The sequence below is a fragment of the Sphingomonas sp. RIT328 genome (assembly GCF_000632225.1).
GTDB lineage: Bacteria > Pseudomonadota > Alphaproteobacteria > Sphingomonadales > Sphingomonadaceae > Sphingomonas > Sphingomonas kyungheensis.
On record NZ_JFYV01000053.1, the window covers coordinates 91,267 to 113,687 of the forward strand.

23 protein-coding genes and 1 riboswitch are annotated in these 22,421 nt (G+C 69.0%); of the genes, 9 read left to right on the top strand and 14 right to left on the bottom strand.

Features of this window, described 5'->3' with window-relative positions:
• Positions 1 to 11 precede the first annotated feature (11 nt).
• Positions 12 to 857: a MipA/OmpV family protein gene (locus BW41_RS17245; RefSeq protein ID WP_200870463.1), complete on the top strand. Its 846-nt coding sequence runs from the start codon at positions 12 to 14 to the stop codon at positions 855 to 857.
• Here the strand turns inward: BW41_RS17245 and BW41_RS17250 are convergent, their stop codons facing one another.
• Complete coding sequence (locus tag BW41_RS17250; RefSeq protein WP_037535993.1) at positions 858 to 1,565, bottom strand: anti-sigma factor; 708 nt, start codon at positions 1,563 to 1,565, stop codon at positions 858 to 860.
• Entirely contained in the window at positions 1,552 to 2,130 is a 579-nt protein-coding gene (locus tag BW41_RS17255; RefSeq protein WP_037535995.1) for a sigma-70 family RNA polymerase sigma factor, read from the bottom strand. Before BW41_RS17255 ends, BW41_RS17250 begins: the two co-directional genes overlap by 14 nt.
• 205 nt (positions 2,131 to 2,335) lie before the next feature.
• Between BW41_RS17255 and BW41_RS17260 the strand changes: the two genes are divergently transcribed.
• The 7 genes from BW41_RS17260 (at position 2,336) to BW41_RS17290 (ending at position 10,237) form a co-directional block, all read left to right on the top strand.
• Complete coding sequence (locus tag BW41_RS17260; protein ID WP_037535997.1) at positions 2,336 to 3,364, top strand: ferritin-like domain-containing protein; 1,029 nt, start codon at positions 2,336 to 2,338, stop codon at positions 3,362 to 3,364.
• A gap of 14 nt (positions 3,365 to 3,378) precedes the next feature.
• Entirely contained in the window at positions 3,379 to 4,428 is a 1,050-nt protein-coding gene (locus BW41_RS17265; protein WP_037535998.1) for a ferritin-like domain-containing protein, read from the top strand.
• Positions 4,429 to 4,653: 225 nt separating this feature from the next.
• Positions 4,654 to 5,730, top strand: coding sequence for a ferritin-like domain-containing protein (locus tag BW41_RS17270; RefSeq protein ID WP_037536000.1), 1,077 nt, complete (start codon positions 4,654 to 4,656; stop codon positions 5,728 to 5,730).
• Between the two features lie 37 nt (positions 5,731 to 5,767).
• Positions 5,768 to 6,772, top strand: coding sequence for a ferritin-like domain-containing protein (locus BW41_RS17275; protein WP_037536002.1), 1,005 nt, complete (start codon positions 5,768 to 5,770; stop codon positions 6,770 to 6,772).
• Positions 6,773 to 6,801: 29 nt separating this feature from the next.
• Positions 6,802 to 6,911: riboswitch (TPP riboswitch) on the top strand.
• 38 nt (positions 6,912 to 6,949) lie between these two features.
• Positions 6,950 to 8,806, top strand: a complete 1,857-nt coding sequence (gene thiC / locus BW41_RS17280; RefSeq protein WP_037536005.1) for a phosphomethylpyrimidine synthase ThiC — start codon at positions 6,950 to 6,952, stop codon at positions 8,804 to 8,806.
• A gap of 234 nt (positions 8,807 to 9,040) precedes the next feature.
• The gene (locus BW41_RS17285) at positions 9,041 to 9,793 is read left to right on the top strand and encodes a hypothetical protein (protein WP_152542396.1); all 753 of its coding nucleotides are present in this window, start codon (positions 9,041 to 9,043) and stop codon (positions 9,791 to 9,793) included.
• A 90-nt stretch (positions 9,794 to 9,883) separates the two neighbouring features.
• Positions 9,884 to 10,237: a hypothetical protein gene (locus tag BW41_RS17290; RefSeq protein ID WP_152542398.1), complete on the top strand. Its 354-nt coding sequence runs from the start codon at positions 9,884 to 9,886 to the stop codon at positions 10,235 to 10,237.
• Positions 10,238 to 10,241: 4 nt separating this feature from the next.
• Here BW41_RS17290 and BW41_RS17295 read toward each other — a convergent pair whose 3' ends face one another.
• The 7 genes from BW41_RS17295 to pepN all read right to left on the bottom strand — a co-directional run bounded on the left by BW41_RS17295 (position 10,242) and on the right by pepN (position 16,443).
• A complete protein-coding gene (locus BW41_RS17295) occupies positions 10,242 to 10,523 on the bottom strand; it encodes a DUF427 domain-containing protein (protein ID WP_037536009.1) in 282 nt (93 codons plus the stop codon).
• Between the two features lie 58 nt (positions 10,524 to 10,581).
• On the bottom strand, positions 10,582 to 10,848 hold the full coding sequence (locus tag BW41_RS17300) for a Txe/YoeB family addiction module toxin (RefSeq protein WP_037536011.1): 267 nt from the start codon (positions 10,846 to 10,848) through the stop codon (positions 10,582 to 10,584).
• Positions 10,845 to 11,090, bottom strand: a complete 246-nt coding sequence (locus tag BW41_RS17305; RefSeq protein WP_037536012.1) for a type II toxin-antitoxin system Phd/YefM family antitoxin — start codon at positions 11,088 to 11,090, stop codon at positions 10,845 to 10,847. Before BW41_RS17305 ends, BW41_RS17300 begins: the two co-directional genes overlap by 4 nt.
• A gap of 31 nt (positions 11,091 to 11,121) precedes the next feature.
• On the bottom strand, positions 11,122 to 11,814 hold the full coding sequence (gene ung, locus BW41_RS17310) for a uracil-DNA glycosylase (RefSeq protein WP_037536013.1): 693 nt from the start codon (positions 11,812 to 11,814) through the stop codon (positions 11,122 to 11,124).
• 1 nt (position 11,815) lies between these two features.
• The gene (locus BW41_RS17315; RefSeq protein ID WP_037536014.1) at positions 11,816 to 12,133 is read right to left on the bottom strand and encodes an alkylphosphonate utilization protein; all 318 of its coding nucleotides are present in this window, start codon (positions 12,131 to 12,133) and stop codon (positions 11,816 to 11,818) included.
• Between the two features lie 49 nt (positions 12,134 to 12,182).
• Positions 12,183 to 13,613, bottom strand: a complete 1,431-nt coding sequence (locus tag BW41_RS17320) for a S41 family peptidase (protein ID WP_081793182.1) — start codon at positions 13,611 to 13,613, stop codon at positions 12,183 to 12,185.
• A 226-nt stretch (positions 13,614 to 13,839) separates the two neighbouring features.
• The gene (pepN, locus tag BW41_RS17325) at positions 13,840 to 16,443 is read right to left on the bottom strand and encodes an aminopeptidase N (protein ID WP_037536015.1); all 2,604 of its coding nucleotides are present in this window, start codon (positions 16,441 to 16,443) and stop codon (positions 13,840 to 13,842) included.
• A gap of 102 nt (positions 16,444 to 16,545) precedes the next feature.
• Between pepN and BW41_RS17330 the strand changes: the two genes are divergently transcribed.
• On the top strand, positions 16,546 to 17,364 hold the full coding sequence (locus BW41_RS17330) for an epimerase (protein ID WP_037536185.1): 819 nt from the start codon (positions 16,546 to 16,548) through the stop codon (positions 17,362 to 17,364).
• Here the strand turns inward: BW41_RS17330 and BW41_RS17335 are convergent.
• Genes BW41_RS17335 through BW41_RS17355 form a run of 5 tightly spaced genes read right to left on the bottom strand, consistent with a single transcriptional unit; the run spans position 17,274 to position 22,421 of the window.
• Positions 17,274 to 18,188, bottom strand: coding sequence for a DMT family transporter (locus BW41_RS17335; RefSeq protein WP_037536016.1), 915 nt, complete (start codon positions 18,186 to 18,188; stop codon positions 17,274 to 17,276). The genes BW41_RS17330 and BW41_RS17335 overlap by 91 nt on opposite strands.
• Positions 18,185 to 19,186, bottom strand: coding sequence for a threonine aldolase family protein (locus BW41_RS17340; RefSeq protein ID WP_037536017.1), 1,002 nt, complete (start codon positions 19,184 to 19,186; stop codon positions 18,185 to 18,187). The genes BW41_RS17335 and BW41_RS17340 overlap by 4 nt, the downstream gene beginning before the upstream one ends.
• A gap of 50 nt (positions 19,187 to 19,236) precedes the next feature.
• Complete coding sequence (locus tag BW41_RS17345) at positions 19,237 to 19,527, bottom strand: hypothetical protein (protein WP_037536021.1); 291 nt, start codon at positions 19,525 to 19,527, stop codon at positions 19,237 to 19,239.
• Positions 19,528 to 19,585: 58 nt separating this feature from the next.
• Positions 19,586 to 20,242, bottom strand: coding sequence for a cell wall hydrolase (locus BW41_RS17350; RefSeq protein ID WP_051583649.1), 657 nt, complete (start codon positions 20,240 to 20,242; stop codon positions 19,586 to 19,588).
• A gap of 43 nt (positions 20,243 to 20,285) precedes the next feature.
• Positions 20,286 to 22,421, bottom strand: a complete 2,136-nt coding sequence (locus tag BW41_RS17355; protein ID WP_037536022.1) for a transglycosylase domain-containing protein — start codon at positions 22,419 to 22,421, stop codon at positions 20,286 to 20,288.

The window sequence follows — 22,421 nt, forward strand, 5'->3', positions numbered from 1 at the left end:
TCAAGTTTCTCATGCCGCTCGCGCTCGCCGCTGCCGCCATCACCGCCGCCCCGGCCCAGGCGCAGGAGGCCGCCGCACCGGGGCCGACCGATTTCGACTTCAACCGCGACACCGTCACCGTCGGCGCCGGCGGCGTCTATCTCAGCGACTACGAAGGCTCGAACGATTATCGCTTCACCGCGGCGCCGGGCGCGGTCGGCTCGATCAAGGGCTATGGCTTCATCATCGCCGGCAACCGGTTCAGCGTCGACCTGATCCGCGACAAGCCGGGTCCGGTCTGGGACGTGCAGGCCGGCCCGATCGGCGTGGTCAACTTCAACCGCAGCAGCCTCAAGAGCATCGACGATCCCCGCGTCCGCGCGCTCGGCAAGGTCGATACCGCGATCGAACTGGGCGGTTATGTCGGCATCGGCAAGACCGGCGTGATCACCAGCGATTACGATCAACTCGCGGCGACGGTCAGCTATCGCCACGACGTCGCCGGCGCGCACGACAGCGGCATCTGGCAGCCGAGCGTCAGTTATCTGACCCCGCTCAGCACCAAGATGGCGGTGGCGCTGTTCGCTTCGGCCGAACATGCCGGCCGCGGCTATGCGACCACCTATTTCTCGGTATCGCCGACGCAGACGCTGGCGAGCGGACTGCCGACCTACAATGCGCGGTCGGGCTGGAAGAATTATTCGCTCGGCGGCCTCTATACCTATGCGCTGACCGGCGACCTGCTGCACGGCTTCAAGATCGTCGCCGGCGGCACCTATGTGCGGATGCTCAACGGCTTCGCCGACAGTCCGCTGGTCAGCGTCGCAGGTTCGCGCAACCAGTGGCTCGGGGCGGTCGGGCTCGCCTATACCTTCTGATCAGCCGGTGAGCGTGCCGGTCGCGACCACCGGTCCGGTCGGCAGCCCGGTCGGTGAGCCGCCGACCGGTTCGATCGAGATCGCCAGCACCGTATCGGCGGCGATCGCCTGCCGCGCCGCCGCGGGGACGACGAGCCGCGTCGGCCCGCCCGCCACCAGGCCGAGCGAGCGCGGCGCCTCCTTGCCGCGGATCGCCCACAGCTCGGCGGAGCGTCCGGCGGGGACGGGGAGCGCGCCGGTGATCCGCACCGTCGCCCGGGCGGGATCGTAGGCGGCAGCGAGCGGCGCCCCGCCGCCGGTCGGCGCGATCGCGGCGAGCAAGGGGGCGGGGGCCGGCGCCGGCATGCGCACCGCGATCTGCACCGGGGCAGGTAGCGGGCGCAGCAGCTCGAACATGGTGACGCCGAGCAGCAGCAGCGCAGCAAAGCTCGCCACCAGCGCGAGACGGCGCCATGCCATATTGTCGTTGGCGGGCGTCGCCGCCTTGCCGTCCAGCGACGCCTCGATCCGCGACGCCAGCGATTGCGGCGCCGCCACCTCGGGCCAGTCGGCGAACAGCGCGCCGAACCAGTCGCGCCAGCGCTCCACGTCCGCGGCAAAGTCCGGATCGCGCGCCAGCCGGCGCAACGCGGCGGTACGCTCCTCGCCGTCGAGCAGGCCGAGCGCGAGCTCCGCCGCGGCGATATCGGGTTCGTCAGGCGGCGGCATCGAGGCACCCCCGTAACGCGAGCAAGCCACGCCGCACCCAGCTTTTCATCGTGCCGAGCGGCACCGCCTGCGCCAGCGCCAGCTCGGCATAGGTCAGCCCGCCGAAGAAGGCGCTGCGGATCGCGCTGCGCTGGCGCGGCTCGATCGCCTCGAGGCAGCCATGCAGGCGGCCGTGCAATTCGTCGGCGATCAGCGTCTCGTCCTGCGCGCGCGCCGGATCGGCGAGCGCGTCGGCGGCCTCGACCGGGGCGGCGCGCGCCCGCGTCTGGCGACGGCGCCAGTCGATCGAGCGGTTGCGCGCGATCGTCGCCAGCCAGGCGATCGGGCTCGCCCGTTCCGGTCGATAGGTGGCGGCGCGATGCCAGATGGTGAGATATACGTCGTGCAGCACGTCCTCCGCACCTTGCCTGTCTTCGCAGATACGCAGGCAGATGCCGAAAAGCTTCGCAGAGGTGAGTTGATAGACCGTACGGAAGGCGTCGCGATCGGCATCACCGGTGCGGATCAGCGCCTCGACCAGCGCGGCGCGTGCGGCGTTGGCGGAGGAGGGATCGGGGGATGACACGCGCGAAGGCTAACCGTCCGTCGCCTGCCCGGCAATGGTCCGCCGACCCAAATGATACCGAAGCGAATGTTTTTTGCCACAAAGACACATTGTTGCGGGAGTCGCCGCATCTTTCGGGATGGCACCGACGTATCTGACCGACGGCCGCCCGCTCCGGTGGGAGCGTAACCGGCGGACCGTGACACGGTGAGGGAGGTTGCTACCGATGGCCGAGACACAGCAGATCATCGAGGCGTTTGATGCGCGCGCCCGGCGGCGCGAGGAGCGCCGCGAATTCTTCAAGAACGCGATGGGCCTGGCCGCGGTGACCGCAGCCGGCGCGGCGGCGATGTCGTTCACCGGCGAGGCCGCGGCGCAAACCGCCGTGTCCGAGGTCGACGTGCTCAACTTCGCGCTCAACCTCGAATATCTCGAAGCGCAATTCTACAGCTATGCCGCTTATGGCGTCGGCCTGCCCAACAACCTGCTGACCGGCGGCGTCGGCACGCAGGGTTCGGTGGTGACCGGCAGCGGCACCGGCATGGCGCGCCAGGTGCAGTTCAGCGACGCCGGCATCGCCGCCTATGCGCGCGAGATCGCCGCCGACGAGGTTGCCCACGTCACCTTCCTGCGCGCCGCGATCCGCGGCACCGGCACCAGCGATTCGCTGATCGCGGCGATGCCGCAGATCGACATTTCCGGATCGAGCGGCGGCGCCTTCGCGGCGGCGGCCTCGAGCACCAGCCCGTCGCTGGCGGGGTTCGACCCCTATGCCAATGACGACAGCTTCCTCATCGCGGCCTATGTCTTCGAGGACGTCGGCGTCACCGCCTACAAGGGTGCGGCCGGCGCCTTGATCAACAACAAGACCTATCTGGAGGCGGCCGCCGGCATCCTCGCGGTCGAGGCCTATCATGCCGCGATCGTCCGCGGCGCGCTTTACGCCCGCGGTATCGCGACACCGGCGATCAGCACCGCGCAGAGCGACATCACCGCGGCGAACGCCATCTCCAACCTGCGCGATTCGGTCGACGGTTCGAGCGACCTCGACCAGGGGCTGACCACGAGCAGCAGCAGCGCCGGCACCGTGTCGAACATCGTGCCGCTCGACAGCAACGGTCTCGCGTTCAGCCGGACCCCGGCGCAGGTGCTCAACATCGTCTATCTGAATCCGAAATCGGTGACGGCGGGCGGCTTCTTCCCGAACGGCATCAACAACGGAAACAGCGGGCTGCGCAGCAGCGCCGCGAACTGAGCAGGGGTGGATCTATGACACACGAAACTTCCGTCCTCGCCATCGTCGAGGCCGCCGTCGCCCGTCGCGCCGCGCGTCGCGCCTTCATGAAGACCGCCGCCACCAGCGTCGCCGCAGCGGGTGGCCTCGCGCTGCTCGCCGGCTGCAACGACGACAACAATCCCTCGCCGGCCCCGACGCCCACGCCGACGCCGACCGCGACCTCGGTCAGCACCGATGCGGCGGTGCTCAACTTCGCGCTCAACCTCGAATATCTCGAAGCGCAATTCTACAGTTACGCCGCATTCGGCGTCGGCCTGTCGGCCTCGCTGCTGACCGGCACGGGGACGCCCGGCGCGGTGGTGACCGGCTCGGGCGCCGGTTATCCGCGCGCGGTCGATTTCAGCGGCGATCCGCTGATCGGCCAATATGCGCGTGAGATCGCCCAGGACGAGATCGCGCACGTCACCTTCCTGCGCACGGCGCTCGGTGTCGCCGCGGTGGCGCAGCCGGCGATCGACCTGTCGGGCACGTCGACCGGCGCGTTCACCGCGGCGGCGCGCGCCGCCGGGGTGGTCGGGTCGACCGGGCTGTTCGATCCCTATGCCAGCCCGACCAACTTCCTGCTCGGCGCCTATATCTTCGAGGATATCGGCGTCACCGCCTACAAGGGGGCGTCGCCGGTGATCTCGGCGACCTATCTCGACGCGGCGGCAGGGATCCTGGCGGCGGAGGCCTATCACGCCGGGCTGGTCCGCTCGATCCTCTACACGCGCGGCATCACCAACGCCGATATCATCACCGCGACCACCAAGATCTCGGACGCGCGCGATCTGCTCGACGGCACCAGCACCGGCACCAACGGCGACGACGATCAGGGGATCGCCGGCACCAATATCGGCCAGGCGAATGCGATCTCGAACATCGTCCCGACCGATGCCAACGCCATCGCCTACAGCCGCAGCGTCCAGCAGGTGCACAATATCGCCTATCTGAACGTCAGTGGCAGCAACCGCACCCGCGGCGGCTTCTTCCCGGCGGGCACCAACAATCCCGATCCCAACTACACCGTCGGCCTCGGCTGACGGGTCGGTCCGCGGCCGGTCGACTGCCCCTTCCCGGCCGGCCGGCGCACGGGTCCTCCCTCGGTCTTGCGACCGGGGGAGGATTTTCGTTTCCCGCGGGTGCCGCTTCCGTCGCATCATGGGCGTTTTCCGCCGCGATGGGCTTGACGCCTCCGGCGGGATGCGGAACGGCAAGCCATCCAGGGGCGACGGCTGCGCCGCCCGCGCGTGGGGAGATCCCGAGTAATGACCGCCCAGACCGATACCGACAGCGCGATCGCCGCCGCGTTCGACGCCCGCGTCCAGCGCCGCACCGAACGCCGCGACTTCTTCCGCACCGCGATGGGTGCGATGGCGGTCACCGCCGGCGTTTCGGCGCTGACCATGGCGGGATCGGCCGAGGCGCAGACCACCACCTATGCCGATGCCGACATCCTCAATTTCGCGCTCAACCTCGAATATCTCGAGGCGCAATTCTATGCCTATGCGACCGGCGGCGCCGGCATCGCCGCCAACCTGCTGACCGGTGCCGGCACGCAGGGCGCCGCCAATTTCAGCGGCGCGCGCGCGGTGACCTTCACCGATTCGGTGCTCGCCCGCTACGCCCGCGAGATCGCCGCGGACGAGCTCGCGCACGTCACCTATCTGCGCACCGCGCTCGGCAGCGCCGCCGTCGCGCAACCGGCGCTCGATCTGTCGGTGAGCCCGACCAGCGCCTTCTCCGCCGCCGCGCTCGCCGCCAAGCTGATCAACAGCGGCGACAGCTTCAATCCCTATGCGAGCGAGGATGCCTTCCTGCTCGCCGCCTATCTGTTCGAGGACGTCGGCGTCACCGCCTACAAGGGCGCGGCGCCGCTCCTCACCACCACCTATGTCGAAGCGGCGGCGGGTATTCTCGCGGTCGAGGCCTATCATGCCGCGACGATCCGCGGCGAGCTGTTCCGGCGCGGATCGGCGAGCGGATCGGCGCTGATCGCCAGCGCCAGCGCGATCTCCGACGCGCGCGACAGCCTCGACGGCGGGACCGACATCGACCAGGGGATCACCCCCGGCACCACCGTCGCGCCGGGCCAGGCGACGCCGACGCCGACCCCCACCGCGACGGCGACCGCGACGCCGACTCCCACGCCGACCGCGACCGCGACGCCGACGCCCACCTATGCGGTGTCGAACATCGTCCCCACCGACGCCAACAGCATCGTCTACACCCGCACCCCCAATCAGGTGCTCAACATCGTCTATCTCAACGCCGCGGCGGCGAGCGCGGGCGGTTTCTTCCCCGCCGGCCTCAACGGCACCATCAAGGCGGCGGTCGCCTCCTGATCCCGCCCGAATCCGAACGCTTGCAGGGGTAGCCCCGATGACCGACCTTCCCACCGACACGATCCTCGACGCGATCGCCGATCGCCGCGCCGAACGGCGCAACTTCCTGCGTTACGCCGGCGGCGCCGCCGCCTCGGCGGGCGCGCTCTCGCTGCTCGCGGCCTGCGGCGGCGATAGCGGCAGCGATACGCCGACACCGACGCCGACCGCGACGACGCCGACGCTCGCCGCCGATGCCGACGTGCTCAACTTCGCGCTCAACCTCGAATATCTCGAGGCGAGCTTCTACAGCTGGGCGGCGTTCGGCCAGGGGCTGACCAGCGGCATCGTCAGCGGCGTCGGCACGCTCGGCAGCGTCACCGGCGGCGCGCTGGTGCCGTTCCAGGACCCGATCGTGGCGCAATATGCGCGCGAGATCGCCAATGACGAGGTCGCGCACGTCACCTTCCTGCGCTCGATCCTGAGCAGCTCGGCGGTGGCGATGCCGGCAATCAACATCTCGGGTGATGCGAACGGCGCGTTCACCGCCGCGGCGCGCGCCGCCGGGGTGATCGGCAGCAGCGACGTCTTCAATCCCTATGCCGACGACATCAGCTTCCTGCTCGGCGCCTATCTGTTCGAGGATGTCGGCGTCTCCGCCTACAAGGGCGCCTCGCCGCTGATCGTCAACAAGGTGTTCCTCGAAGCCGCGGCGGGTATCCTCGCCACGGAGGGCTATCACGCCGGACTGATCCGCTCGGTGCTCTACCGCAAGGGCGTCGACCCGGCCGAGACGCTGGCCGGCGCCTCGACGATCCTCGCCAACACGCAGAAGATCTCCGACGCGCGCGACAGCCTCGACGGCAGCAGCGACGACGATCAGGGGATCGGCGACACCACCACCGCCAATGTCGTGCCGACCGACAGCAACGGCGTCGCCTACAGCCGCTCGACCGGGCAGGTGCTCAACATCGTCTATCTCAACAAGACCGCGGTGGGTTCGGGCGGCTTCTTCCCGGCGGGGCTCAACGGCAATATCCGCACCTCGGCGGCGAGCGGTTGATCGCGCCCGCCAAGCGCGTATAACGACGACATATTCCCCGGGGGAGCGCTGACGCAGCGCTTGAGAGGAGGGCCGCAGCCCTCGACCCGCTGAACCTGATCCGGTTGATACCGGCGGAGGGAGGGAGCGGTTTCATCGGGAAATCCGCATTCTCTTTCCGCGCATGGAGAGAGACAGATGGCCGACCGACCCGCCCCCGCCGCCACCAATACGATCGGCGTCACCACCGGCGCGATCCGGGGATCGCGCAAGATCCACGTCGGTCCGCTCGCCGTCGCGATGCGCGAGATCGCGCTCGACCCCGCCTCGGGCGAGCCGCCGCTGCGCGTCTACGACACCTCCGGTCCCTATACCGATCCGACCGCGACGATCGACATCATGGCCGGCCTGCCGCCGCGCCGGGCGGCATGGATCGCCGGGCGTGGCGACGTCGAGGCCTATGACGGTCGCGCGATCCGCCCGGAGGACAATGGCCAGCTCGGCCCCGACCGGTCGGGCGGCGTCGCCCAATTCCCGCGCGCCGGCCTGACCCGTCCGCTGCGCGCCAAGGCGGGCCACAATGTCAGCCAGATGCATTATGCCCGGCGCGGCATCGTCACGCCCGAGATGGAATATGTCGCGACGCGCGAGAATCTCGGCCGCGAGCGGCTGGCGCAGTACGTCCGCGACGGCGAGAGCTTCGGCGCGGCGATCCCCGATTTCGTCACGCCCGAGTTCGTCCGCGACGAGGTCGCGCGCGGCCGCGCGATCATCCCGTCCAACATCAATCACCCGGAAAGCGAGCCGATGGCGATCGGCCGCAACTTCCTGGTCAAGATCAACGCCAACATCGGCAATTCGGCAGTGGCGAGCGACGTCGCGGCGGAGGTCGACAAACTGGTCTGGGCGACGCGCTGGGGCGCCGACACGGTGATGGACCTGTCCACCGGCCGCAACATCCACGACACGCGCGAATGGATCATCCGCAACAGCCCCGTGCCGATCGGTACCGTGCCCATCTATCAGGCGCTCGAGAAGGTCGGCGGCATCGCCGAGGACCTGACCTGGGAGGTATTCCGCGACACGCTGATCGAACAGGCCGAGCAGGGCGTCGACTATTTCACCATCCATGCCGGCGTGCGCCTCGCCTATGTGCCGATGACCGCCAAGCGCGTCACCGGCATCGTCAGCCGCGGCGGCAGCATCATGGCGAAATGGTGCCTCGCGCATCACAAGGAATCGTTCCTCTACGAGCGGTTCGACGAAATCACCGAGATCATGAAGGTCTATGACATCGCCTATTCGCTCGGCGACGGCCTGCGCCCCGGGGCGATCGCCGATGCCAATGACGAGGCGCAATTCGCCGAACTCCATACGCTCGGCGAGCTGACCCACCGCGCCTGGGCGCAGGACGTGCAGGTGATGATCGAGGGGCCGGGCCATGTGCCGATGCACAAGATCAAGCAGAACATGGACAAGCAGCTGGAGGCGTGCGGCGAGGCGCCCTTCTACACGCTCGGGCCGCTGACCACCGATATCGCACCGGGCTACGACCATATCACCAGCGGCATCGGCGCGGCGATGATCGGCTGGTTCGGCTGTGCGATGCTCTGTTACGTCACGCCCAAGGAACATCTCGGCCTGCCCGATCGCGACGACGTCAAGACCGGCGTCGTCACCTACAAGCTCGCCGCCCATGCCGCCGATCTCGCCAAGGGGCATCCCGCCGCACAGCTGCGCGACGACGCCTTGAGCCGCGCACGCTTCGACTTCCGCTGGCGCGACCAGTTCAACCTGTCGCTCGATCCCGACACCGCCGAATCGTTCCACGACCAGACGCTGCCGGCCGAGGGCGCGAAGACCGCGCATTTCTGTTCGATGTGCGGGCCGAAATTCTGCTCGATGAAGATCACGCAGGAGGTGAGGGACTTCGCGGCGAAGCAGAACGCGCCGGTGGCAAGCTTCGTCGCCGCCGCGGAGGCGGAGGCCGGCATGGCGGCGATGAGTGAGCAGTTCCGCGCGCAGGGTGGCGAGGTCTATGTACCGGTGGGATAAAGACTTTTATTGTTCGGACTGAGCCAAGACGATTGCTGCCTGTTTGCGTCCCGCAGACAGATCTATTGTGCATCAGGGACATAGTTGATCGGACTTGATCGATGCAGGTGACGGTTTAATCTTCCCGCATCGATCGGGATGACGGACGTGCGAGGGATTGGGCCACTGTCCTTGCTGTGCCTTTCGCTGGCGTGCTGCTCGGCAGCGCCGGCGGAGGACAGGTTCGCCCGCGACATGGCGCAGCGGTTCCGCGACGCAAAGCCGGGTGTCTCCGTCACGATCGACCCGCGGGATGCCTTGACGTTGCGCGTCACGATGCCCGGGCGGGAGCCGATGACGGTGATGCTCGACCATCTGCGGCACGTCTGTTCGCACTCGACTCCGGCGGACTGTGCGTCGACGAAAACAGAATTCGTCGAGAACACGCTGGCTCTTCCTCCCAAACCGCAATTCAACCGTAGCCAGTTGCGGGTCGTGATCCGCGGCAAAGACTATGTCGATTACGTCAAGTCGACGATGGCCGGAGAGCGCTTGCCGGTGATGCATCCGGTCGGTGAGGATCTGTTTGTGATCGTGGCGGCGGATACAGCAAAGACAACGGTGCTGATGTCGCCTGCCGGGCTCCGGGACTTGGGACTGAATCCCGCCGACGGCTGGACGTTGGCGTTGCGTCAGACTCGGGCGACGCTTCCGAAGCTACCGACGGTCGCCGCTCTCCGAAACGCGCCGATCGTTTTCGAGCACTGGCCGTTGGCCGCGGCGCTGTTGATCGACCTTCCCGGCTGGGCGCGTCTATCGGCGGCGATCGGGCCTGATCTGTTCGTTACCGTCGTTGCCGACGATTACGTCTTCGTCGCGACCAAGCCGGATGGCGTCGACTTCGACGGATTCAAGGCGGCGGTCGTCGAAGATTGCGAGCAGCAGTCACGGTGTGTCTCGCCCAACGTCTACCGCTTTCGCGACGGTATGTGGCGGATCGCAAGATAACCGCTGCCCGCCCGGTGCGACACCGAAAGCCAGCAATACCGCCGCGGTGCGGCGTCACAGATCGGATGGACCAGCAACCGGGGGTTAGGCATGGCAGTAGCGATCGTCATGGCTCAGGCGGCGGAACCAGCGGTCGATCTTGCCACGGTGTCGTCGCGGGCGAAGGCGCGGGTGTTGGCGATGCGCGGGGCGCTGGTGCAGACGTGGCTCGTTCCGCGGGACCTCGGCGGTTCGGCAGATCGCGTCAACGAACTGTTCGTCCCGCCCGAGGCGGCACGGCGGATCGCCGCGGTGACGGCACGGCTGATGCTGCTGGCCGTAGGCGGCGGCAGGCGGCGCACCCTGACGGTCGTCCCCACCTATCGCGGCGCGAGCATCGTGCCGGCCAGCATCACCTATGTCGTCCATCCCGACGAGGAACGGGTGACGGTGCCGATCTGGTGACCGGTCACCGGATTTCGACGCCTTTCCAGAAGGCGATCCGGTCCTTGATCTCGCGCGCCGCGTCCTTGGGCTCAGGATAATACCAGGCGGCGTCGCGATTCTCGGCGTCGCCGACGCGTAGGCTATGGTAATGCGCCGTGCCCTTCCACGGGCAGACGCTGGTCGTCGCGCTATCGGCCAGCACCGCCGGGTCGACCGCATCGCGCGGGAAATAAGCATTGCCCTCGACGGTGACGATATCGTCGCTCGCCGCGATGCGCGTGCCGTTCCAATAGGCTTCGGTCATGTCCGGCTCTCCTTCGTGCTGCCAATCGCACGGGGCCGACAAAGGATGCGACGGAGCATCAGTAATGATAGCGGCATTGCGCGACTTGCAGCACCTGCTCCTCGCCGTGACCCGCGACGCGATAGACGAGCCGATGTTCGTGGTTGATCCGGCGTGACCACCAGCCGGTCAGATTACCGCCAAGCGGCTCGGGCCGGCCGATACCGGAAAACGGATGGCGACGACATTCTTCGATCAGCGCGTTGATCTTATCGACTGCCTTCGCATCCTGCTCCTGCCAATGGCGATAGTCATCCCACGCCGTCGGCCAGAAACTGACGTTCACGAAAACGGCACACCGTCTTCGCCGCTCTCGAAGCCCCGCACCGCCTCCAGCAAGCGCTCCGCATTCTTGGGCGAGCGCAGCAGGTACAGTGTCTCCTCGATCGAGGCCCATTCACTTGCCGAAACCAGCACTGCGCCTTCACCCCGCTGCCGGGTGATCGCCAACGGCGCCCGATCGGCGACGACCTTGTCGATCATCGCCTTGAGGTTCTCGCGCGCATCGGAATAGCTGACGGTATGCATAGCGTCTCATTGGACAACAACCTGTCCAATGTCAAGATTCGACCATCTCCGGCAGCGCCCAGTCGATCGGCGCAGCACCATGCGCGACCAGAAAGGCATTCGTCCGGCTGAACGGGCGGCTGCCGAACCAGCCCTTGTAGGCGGACAGCGGCGAAGGATGCGGCGCGGTGAGCACCAGATGCGTGCCATCGTCGGGCACGAACGCCGCCTTCGCCTGCGCATGCGCGCCCCACAGCAGGAAGACGATCGGGCCGGGCTGCGCCGCGACCGCGCGGATCACCGCGTCGGTGAACGCCTCCCAGCCGCGATTGCGGTGCGACGCGGCGCGGCCGCTGGCGACGCTCATCACCGTGTTGAGCAGCAGCACGCCCTGCCGCGCCCAATGGTCGAGGAAGCCGTGTCGCGCCGGAGCGATGCCGCAATCGGCCTGCAACTCCTTGTAGATGTTGACGAGGCTCGGCGGCGGCTTGACCCCGGGCCGCACCGAGAAGGCGAGGCCGTGCGCCTGGCCCGGCCCATGATAGGGGTCCTGACCGAGGATGACGACACGCACCCGGTCGAGCGGGGTCAGCGCGAGGGCGCGAAACCGCTCGTCGGCGGGCGGGAAGATGATCTCGCCCGATGCCGCCTGCGCCGCGAGGAAGGCGTCGAGCGCCGCCATCGCCGGGGTGGCGAGCGCCCCTGCGAGCGCCGCCTGCCAGCTCGGATCGATCGCCGGCGTCACCTCAGCGCTTGCGGACGAATTCGGCGCGCAGCACCAGGCCCTTGATCCCGTCGAACTTGCAGTCGATCTCCTGCGCGTCGCCGGTCAGCCGGATGCTCTTGATGAGCGTGCCGCGCTTGAGCGTCTGTCCGGCCCCCTTGACGGTGAGGTCCTTGATCAGCGTCACCTGATCGCCATCGGCGAGCAGGTTGCCGACCGAGTCGCGCACCTCGACCATCTCCCCCGCGCTGCTCCCGGCCGTCGCCGCGGCGGCATCCGCCGCGCTGATCCATTCGCCCGTCGCCTCGTCATAGACGAAGCTGTCATCGTCGTCCTGCATCGCATAGCCCCCAAGGTTGAGGCGACGCCCATACCGGCTGATGACCGGGTTAGAACAGCCCCGGCACCTCGCGCTGCGCGGTGGAGATGCGCGGACCGACCGGTTGCAGCGCCTCGCGCGCGGTCGCCACCGACAGCGCGCGTGCGTCGGCGCTCGCCGAGCTGCCGATCCGCGTACAGCTCTTGCCCTCGAGGAAGTCGAGCGCGGCGCGCGTCGACGCCTCGCGCGGGTCGCCCATCGCGTAACCGATGTCGTCGCCGGCGCTGCAGCTCGCCTCCACCGTGTTGGCGAGCCCGGTATAATACGCGCCCTGCCGCGCCGAATTCTGCAAGGCGAAGGCGATGACGCGCAGCCGGTCGTCGCAGGCCGAGCGGTCGAGCGCGATCTGGCCGACCGGCTTGCCATAGGTGTTGGTGCCGATCAGCCCGGCGTTGGCGTGCAGATAGGGAATATAGGCGTTGATGACATATTCGCTCGCCGAGGCGGTATTGTGGCTGCCGATAAAGGCGATTTTGGTCGCCGCCACCGATTGGGGTTGCGGGGCGAAATAGGCGGTCTGGTTCTCCGCCGATTTCTCCGGGCGGAACGTGGTGTAGCTCTGCACGTCGGTGGTCGCGCGATTGGCGCCGAGCAGGTTGGTGAGCAGCTGCGCGGTCGAGAGCAGGCCGCCGCCATTGTAGCGCAGATCGACGATGATGTTGGTGACGCCGGCGGTGCGGAACTGGTCGAACGCGGCGCGCAGCTGCGCATCGGCAGTCGAGATGAAGGTGCGCAGATTGACGTAGCCGTAGCGCTGGCCGGCATCGGTGATGATCTGCGCGCCGTAGCGGCTCGACACCGGGCTCAGCGTGAAATCGGCCTTGGTGACCGAGACGGTGCGCGTCCCGCTCGCGTCGCGCACCTGGAAGTAGCGCGTCGTCCCCGCGGTGTCCGAACCCAGCGCGGTGTTGAGCGCGGTGCCGTTGTTGTCGACCTGGTAGAGCGCCGAGACGGTCTGCAGGTTGCTCGCGCTGGTGCCGATCGCGAGGATCTCGGCGCCGCGGTCGACCCCGGCGGCGAGGCCCGGCGAGCCTTCGAAGGCTTCGGTGACGTAGAGGTGGAGATCGCTGGTCAGCCCGAACCGCCAGCCGAAGCCGGCGGTCGAGCCGGAATTATAATAAGCGTCCTCTTCCTTGATCGAGGTGAGATAGGTGAAATAGCGATCCTTGCTCTGCGACCGCGCCGTCGCGGTGAGCGCGTCGAGATAGCTGTCGACGGTCGTATAGGGCGTCGGGTCGAGGCTCGCGGGCAGCGTGTCGTAGAACAGATACCATTCGCGCAATTGCGCCGCGACCCAGTCCTGCCGGTCGCGCAGCGAACAGCCGGTCGAGGCGGTCGGCGTCGGCGTGGCGGTCGCCGTCGGGGTCGGCGTGACGCTGCCGATCGACCCGGTCGAGCCGCCGCCACCCCCGCCGCCGCAGCTCGCCAGCATCGCCGCCATCGCCACGCCCGTCACCGTCCGCCGTATCACCACCGGTCGAATCCCCCTTATGTCTTCGCAAGCCTAAGCTTGGTTTTCGGCGGCGGCAATCGCGATTGCGACCAATAACGGATGGAACTCAGCGACTTATTACTTTGACTTCATTTTGCGACGACTCGGCGGCCGCCTGTTGGTGCGGGCTCGAATTTCTATCGGGACGTAGGGACGTGCCGCCCCGGCGCGCGCCTCAGCCGAGGCTCTTCGTCGCCTGTTCGAACACATCCTTGGACAGGCCGGGCGCGGCGACGATCCGTTCGAGCTCGGCACGCATCAGCGCGGCGCGGCCGGCGTCGAAGCGGCGCCAGCGCGCCAGCGGCGGCAACAGCTTCGCCGCCGTCTGCGGGTTGAGCCGGTCGAGCGCGATCAGCTGGTCGGCGAGGAAGCGATAGCCGCTGCCGTCGGCGGCGTTGAAGGCGCGCTGGTTGGCGCCGAACGCGCCGACCAGCGACCGCGCGCGATTGGGGTTGGCGAGCGTGAAGTCGGGATGCCGCGCCAGTTCGGCGACCAGCCGCCCGGTATCGTCGCGCGACGACAGCGCCTGCGTCTGGAACCATTTGTCGATGACCAGCGCATTGCCGGCATAGCGATGGTAGAAGATGTCGAGCGCCGCCTCGCGCTCGTCCGAATAGCCGTTTGCGAGCGTGCCGAGCGCACCCTGCCGGTCGGTCATATTGTCGGCGCGCTCGAACTGGCGGAAGGCGATCGTCGCGGCATCGTCGGCACCGCTCGCCGCGATATAGCCGAGCGCGACGGTGCGCAGCCGGCGGTGGCCCTTGGCTGCGGGGCTGTAGACATAGGCGCCGTCCGGCGCGCCGTCATAGGCGTCGCGCCAGCGAGCGGCGAGGCGCAGGCCGAGCGCCCGGCGCAGACCTTCGCGCGCGCGGAAGATCGCCTCGGGATCGACCATTGCGAGCTGGTCGCCGATGAAGCTCTCCGAGGGCAGCAGCACCGCCTCGGCGACGAAGGCGGGGTCGAGCGCGCGGTCGTCGAGCGTATTGGCGACCGCGGTGATCACCGCATCGTGATCGGCCCGCCCCTCGACGGTGGCGGCGACCAGCGTGTCGAGCATCAGCTGCTGCATCGCCTCGTAGCGCGCGAACGGATCGTCGTCCTTCGCGCTGAGGAAAGCGAGGTCGGCGGCCGAACGGTCGCTTTCGATGATCACCGGCGCGGAAAAGCCGCGGTTGACCGACAATACCGGGCGTTCGGTGATGCCGTCGAACACGATCGTGCTGGCCGGCTGGTCGAGCAGCACCAGCCGTTCGTCGCCGAGCGGCTGGCCGGTTTCCGCGCCGAACAGCTTGATGCGCAGCGGCAGCACCATCGCCTGTTTGTCGGGCTGGCCCGGCGTCGCGGGGATGTGCTGGGCGAGGCGCAGCGTCGCGCGGCCCTCGCCCGCCTGATGCGACAGGCTGGCGGCGACGCGCGGCGTGCCCGCCTGGCTGTACCAGAGGCGGAACTGGCCGAGATCGCGACCGCTCGCCTCTTCCATACAGGCGACGAAATCCTCGCAGGTCGCCGCGGTGCCGTCGAAGCGGGTGAAATAGAGGTCGGTGGCGGCGCGGAAGGCCTGCGGGCCGAGGATCGTCGCCATCATCCGGATCAGCTCGGCGCCCTTGTTGTAGATGGTCGCCGTGTAGAAGTTGCTGATCTCGATATAGCTTTCCGGGCGGACCGGATGCGCGAGCGGCCCCGCATCCTCCGGGAACTGGGCGGCGCGCAGGCCGCGGACGTCTTCGATCCGCTTGACCGCCGCCGAGCCCTGATCGGCGGAGAAGCCCTGATCGCGATAGACGGTGAAGCCTTCCTTGAGACTGAGCTGGAACCAGTCGCGGCAGGTGATCCGGTTGCCCGACCAATTGTGGAAATATTCGTGCGCGACGACCGCGGCGATCGCGTCGTAATCGTAATCGGTCGCGGTATCGGGGTCGGCAAGGATGTAGCGGCTGTTGAAGATGTTCAGCCCCTTGTTCTCCATCGCGCCGAAGTTGAAGTCGTCGACCGCGACGATGTTGAACACGTCGAGGTCATATTCGCGGCCGTAGACGCGCTCGTCCCACGCCATCGACAGTGTAAGCGCGTGGAGCGCATGGTCGGTCTTGGCGACGTCGCCCGCCCGCACCCAGATGCCGAGCTGCACCTCGCGGCCCGACATGGTGGTGAAGCTGCCGCGGTTGACCGCAAGGTCACCCGCGACGATCGCGAACAGATAGGAGGGTTTGGGGAAGGGATCGTTCCATTCCGCCCAATGGCGGCCGTCCGCCAGCTCGCCCGCGTCGACCGGATCGCCGTTGGCGAGCAGCACCGGATAGCGCGCGCGATCGGCGACCAGCCGCACGCTGTAGCGGCTGAGCACGTCGGGGCGATCGGGGAAATAGGTGATGCGGCGGAAGCCCTCCGCCTCGCATTGCGTGCACAGGATACCGCCGCTGGCATAGAGGCCCATCAGCTGCGTGTTGCGCTCGGGCGCGATCTCCACCTCGGTCTCGACCGTATGTGCGGTCCCGGTGAGCGGGATGACGAGCTGTTCGCCCTCGATCCGCCAGGCGTCGGTCGCGACGCCGTCGATCCGCACCGCCAGCGGCGTCTGGCCCGCGCCGTCGAGCCGCAGCGGTTCCTCGCCATGCTGCCGCGTGACGTGCAGCGTCGCGGTGACGCGAGTCGCGGCGGCATCCAGATCGAACACCAGCCGCGTTTCCGGCACCAGCCAGGCGGGCGGGCGATAGGCATGGCGGCTGATCGCGCCGGGGGCGTGATCGGGCTGGGCGATGGCATGCGAGATGTCGAGCATCCGGCCTTTATAGGACCGCCCGGCGGCGCTGCCAGTCCCTGCGGGTGGCGGCGATCGTGGAACGGCGACATAATGCCGCCGTTCAAGCCACATGGAGGCACGATGCTGCTGATCTTCGGCCTCGGTTACACCGCCACGCGGATTGCCGCGGCATGGCCCGGCGCCAGCGTCGGGACGACGCGCGACGGTCGCGACGGCACGTTGCGCTTCGACGATGCGGCGGCGGTGCAGGCGGCGATCGGCGCGGCGACGCATATCCTCTCCTCGGTGCCCCCGGCGGACGAGGTCGATCCGGTGCTGAGCCGATATGGCGAGGCGCTCGGCAGGCGCTGGCTCGGTTACCTGTCCTCGACCGGCGTCTATGGCGATGCGGCGGGGGCTTGGGTGGACGAACAGGCGCCGACCGGGCGCGGGCGGCGAACGGCGCGCGCCGCCGCCGATGCGGCGTGGCTGGCGCGCGGCGCCCGCGTGCTGCGGCTGCCCGGCATCTACGGTCCGGGGCGCTCGCCGCTCGATCGCGTCGCCGGCGGCAAGGCGCATCGCATCGGCCCCGCCGATCAGGTGTTCAGCCGCGTCCATGTCGACGATATCGTCAGCGGCGTGCTTGCCGCACGCGACGCGCCGGCCGGGGCCTACAATCTCGCCGACGACCGGCCGTGCGCGCAGGATGACGTCGTGACCTTCGCCGCGCGGTTGCTCGGCCTGCCGCCGCCGCCGCTGGTCGCGCTCGACACGCTGTCACCGATGGCGCGCGGCTTCTATGCAGAGAACCGCCGCGTCGCCAACGGCAAGGCGAAGCGCGTGCTCGGCTGGCAGCCGGCCTATCCCGATTATCGGTTCGGCCTGCGCGCCCTCAATGCGATGACCAGCCCGATCGCGGCGAGCACGCCCCCCGCCGCGGCGAGCAGCGACCAACGATAGCCTTCGAACAGCGTCGACAGCAGCATCGCGATCACCGGGACGATGACGCTCGAATAGGCCGCCTTGGCCGGGCCGATCTCGCGCAGGATGCGATAATAGAGCGGGAAGGCGATCGCCGAGCCGAACACCGCCAGATAGGCGATTCCCGCCCAATAGCCGGGCCGCGTCTCGATCACCGGCGGCCCGGTCAGCGTCCAGGCGACGAGACCGTCGACGATCGCGCCAATCAGCATCGACATCGCGAGCGTCGCCATCATCGGATAGCGTTTGGCGGTCTGCGTCGCCTGCAAGACGTTGGCGAGCGAGGCGGAGACGATCGCGACCGCGGTGAAGCCGATGCCGGCGAGCGTCGCCGCCGCGCCGGTCGGCCCCTCGCGCGCTTCGTGCAGGAACAGCAGCGCGATCCCCGCCATCGCCACCGCCGAGCCGGCGATCAGCTGGCCGCCCATCCGCTGGCCGAGGAAGAGCCGCGCGAATAGCGCATTCGGCACCAGCAGGATCGCAAACACCACCGCGACGAGCCCGGAGGTGATGTACTGTTCGGCGCGATAGACGAAGTTGAAGTTGAGGCAGAATTGCAGCACGCCGACCGCCGCGGCAAAGCCCCAGCCGCGGGCGTCGAGCGTCACCCGCTCGCCGCGCCACCATGCCACCATCGCCATCGCGACGCTCGCGGCGAGGAAACGATAGGTCACCGACCAGCCCGGCGGCACCACCGCGATCTGGTCGCGGATCACCAGCCACGTCGATCCCCAGATCAGCGTGACGAGGGCGAACGGCACCAGGATCGCCGCGCGCGTCGAGCGCGGCGGGGCCTGCGTCACAGCGCGGCGATCGCCGCGGCGAGCCGCGCGACCTGATCCGCCGGACTGTCCCAGGCGGTGACCAGCCGGATCTCGCCCGCTGCCCAGTCATAGAAGTCGAAGCCCGCGGCGCGCAGCCGGGCGGCTTCCTCGGGCGTGGCGTGGAGGAACACCTCGTTCGCCTCGACCGGATGGACCAGCCGCGCCCCCGCCGCCGCGGCGAGCTCGGCGGCACGCGCATTGGCGGCGCGGCCGTTGTCGAGCCACAGATCGTCCTCGAGCATCACCAGCACCTGCGCGGCAAGATAGCGGCCCTTGGAGAGCAGCAGCCCGGCGCGCTTGCGGCGGTACAGCGTCGCGGCGGCAAGCGAGGGGCGAAAGAAGACGAGCAGCTCGGCGCTCATCGCGCCGTTCTTGACGAAGCCGAAGCTCAGCGCGTCGACCCCCGCCTGCCACGTCACCGCGGCGGGCGAGCAGCCGAGCGTCGCCACCGCATTGGCGAAGCGCGCGCCGTCCATATGCAGGCCGAGGCCGCGGTCGCGCGCGAGCGCGCCGATCGCGGCGACCTCGTCGGGCGAATAGACGCGGCCATATTCGGTGGCGTTGGTGATCGAGATTGCATGCGGCTGGACGCGATGGACGTCGTTGGCGATGCCGTCGACCACCGCCGCGATGGCCGCCGGGGTAAGCTTGGCGCCCTCGCCGTCGGCAAGGTACAATTTGGCGCCGTGCGTGTAGAATTCGGGCGCGCCGCCCTCGTCATTCTGGATATGCGCGTCGCGATGGCAGACCACCGCGCCGTGCGGCGGGCAGAGCGCGGCGAGCGCGAGGCAGTTCGCCGCGGTGCCGGTCGGCACCCACAGCGCGGCGACCTCGGTACCGAACAGCTCGGACAGGCGCCCGTCGAGCGCGCGCGAGCGGGCGTCGCCGTCATAGGCGGTGTCGAGCGTGTCGGCGGCGGCGATCGCCGCCATCACCCGCGGGTGGACGGGGGCGGCATTGTCGGAAAAGAAGCGCATCGCCCAGGGTCTTGCGGCGCGGCGCCGTCACCGTCAACCGCCGCGACTGCTCACCCCATCCGTTCGGTGAGGACGATCTCGCCCTCCACCTCGATATCCTCGTCGCCGTCGAGATCGGCATCCTCGGGCATGTCGAATTCGGCGCTCCAGTCGTAGATCTTGGCGGCGCCGCCCTCGACCCAGACGCGCACCGCGCCGCTGGTGATCTCGCCGCCCATCGCGCCGACGAAATCGGTGACCAGCGCATCGGCGGCGCTTTCGTGATCGGTCACGCCGGGGATGCTCGCGGCGGCGATCTCCTCGTCCATCTCGATGATCTGCGCCCAGAATCGTTTTGCCATGTCGCTGTTCCTGAAAGTGTCGGAGCCTGTTGCCAGATCGGCGGCGAAAAGGCTTCGGTTAATGCCGCACGTAGAACAGATGCGAGCGGACCCGCGCGACCTTGACCAACGTGTCGCGCCAATAGGGCACCATCCAGTCGGTATGGTAGTGCGTCGCGCGGCCGACCGGCGCGAACACCCGGCCGCGCAGCGCCGCCCGCGCCGCCCGCCGCGCCGCGCCCCAGCCGAGGTGGATCGGCCGGCGTGCGATCGAGCCGTCGCAGGTGAAGGAGAATTGACAGCCGGTGACGCGATCCGAACCCTGATAGACGACGCCGCAGATCGTCTTGGGGAAACCCGGCGCGCGGACGCGATTGAGGATCACCTGGATCACCGCCTGCTGGCCGCGGGCGTCGTCGCCCGCCTCGTAGAGCGCGGCGGTGGCGAGGCATTCGGCGGCCTGTTCGCGCGCCGCCGCGCCGCCCTGGAAGCGATAGGGCAGGGCGCGCAGCCGGCGGCTGGCGTCGATCGGCACCGCGGCGTTGGAGGCCCGCGCCTCCGCCATGGTGAGCGGCCTTGCGGTGCGCGGCGCCGGCGGCGCGGCGAACGGCCACGGCCCGATCGAGCCGGCGACGACCGCCACCACCGCGACGACGCCGAGCAGCAGCAGCCAGCGTTCGCTCGTCAGGTCCTGACGGCGCCGCCGGGCGCGGGAAGGGGAGCGTCGCTGCGCCATCGTGGCATCCGTCTAGCGCAGCCGCGGCGGCGATGGCAGGGCGCTACTCCTCGCCGTCATCCTCTCCGCGCCGATCGCGCGGCGGCGGGGCGTCGGGCGGCGGCGGACCGCGATCGCGGCTGGGCGCGATGCTGATGCTGCCGTCGCGGCCGAGCTTCATCTGCATGCCGAGCCCGTCGATCGTCCCCTCCGGAATCGGCAGATCGCCGATCGGCGCCTCGATCCCCTCCTCGGGGCCGACCACCGCATCGGGGTCCATCGCATTCTCCTCGACCACCACCGGCGTCACCACCGGCGCGATGTTGAGCGCGGAGACCATGAACTGGCGCCACATCTGCGCGGGGATGCCGCCACCGTGCAGCCCGGCATTGGGCGAGCTGTCGTCGTTGCCGACCCAGACGCCGACGACCAGATCGCCGGCGAAGCCGATGAACCAGGCGTCGCGGCTCTGCTGCGACGTCCCCGTCTTGCCATAGGCGGGCAGCGTCAGCACCGCGGCGCGGCCGGTGCCGCGCAGCGACGCGCCGAGCAGGTCGAGCATATGGTCGCGGATGCCGTCGGGCATGCGGCGCGGGCCGCCGGTCAGCGATTGCAGCCAGCTCTTGCTCGCGCCGCTGTCCTCCAGCCCGCGCGGATGGACCGGATAGCTGCCGTTGGCGACCGCGGCGTAGGCGGCGGTGAGTTCGAGCAGCGAGACCTCGGCGGTGCCGAGCCCGATCGTCGCCTCATTGGGGATCGGCGTCGAGATGCCGAGGTCGCGCGCCGCCTTGATGACGTTGCGCACGCCGACCTCCTGCGTCAGCCGCGCCGCGACGACGTTGCTCGACCGGGCGAAGGCGCGGCGCAGCGGGATCTGGCCGAGATAGCGGTTGTCGTCGTTCTTGGGCTTCCAGCCGGCGATCTCGACGCGGCTGTCGTCGGCCATCGTGTCGGGGGTCATGCCGGCGCGCATCGCGGCGAGATAGACGAACAGCTTGAAGGTCGAGCCCGGCTGGCGGCGCGCCTGCGTGGCGCGATTGAACGGGCTCTTCGCGTAGTTCTTGCCGCCGACCATCGCGACGACGCGGCCGTCCCGCCGCATCGCGACGATCGCCACCTGCGCCTGCCGCAGCCCGGCCTGGCGGACGACGCGCTCGGCGGTGTTCTGCAGGCGGCGGTCGAGCGTCGTCTTGACCGTCGCCTCGGTCTTGATCTCGCCGGCCTGGTCGCGCGCGTCGGGCAGCACCCAGTCGGCGAAATAGGTACCGCTCGGCAATTGCTCCGGACGACTGGCGAGGACGCGTTGCGGCTCGACGCCCGCGGCTTCCGCCTTGGTGATGAAGCCGGCGTCGGCCATCGCCTTGACCACCAGCATCTCGCGCTTGCGCGCGCCCTCGAGATTGCCGGTCGGCGCGAGCCGCGACGGCGCCTTGACGAGGCCGGCGAGCATCGCCGCCTGGCCGATGTTCATCTTGTCCGGCTCGCGCCCGAAGTAATGTTTCGACGCGGCGCGCAGGCCATAGACGTTGTCGCCGAAATAGACGTTCGACAGGTAGCGCGACAGGATCTCGTCCTTGCTCAGCCACGCTTCGAGCCAGAAGGAGATCATCACTTCGCGGATCTTGCGCGCGGCGGTGCGGTCCGAATCGAGGAAGGCGTTCTTGGCGAGCTGCTGGGTGATCGTGCTGCCGCCCTCGCGCACCCCGCCCGAGCCGACGTTGTGGACGAAGGCGCGCAGGATGCCGCGCGGGTCGATCCCCCAATGCGAGCGGAAGCGGCGGTCCTCGATCGCCAGGAAGGCGTCGGTGACATGCGCGGGCAGCTTCGCCGCATCGACCGGCGCGCCGATGATCGCGCCGCGCCGCGCAATCGGCGTGCCGTCGTCGGCGGTGAGCGTGATCGACGGCGGCGTCGGCGGTTGCAGCGACTTGCTGAGCGGCGCGGTGATCGCCAGCCAGCCGATCGCGATGACGAGCAGGATGATGCCGACGCCGAGGCCGCGGACGATCCAGCGGCCGAGGTTGCGCGGCCGGCGCGGCGGCGGCGGCTCGCCCGCCGGATCGCCCGGCGCGACGAAATCGTCGAAACGCCCGGAGAAGCGCGCGTCGTGCGGGCGGTCATCGTCGAGCAGATAGCGTTGGCCGATCGCGCTGCGGCGGGTAGAGTCTTGGCGCATCGGCTCGTCCCAGCGGTCGGCCAT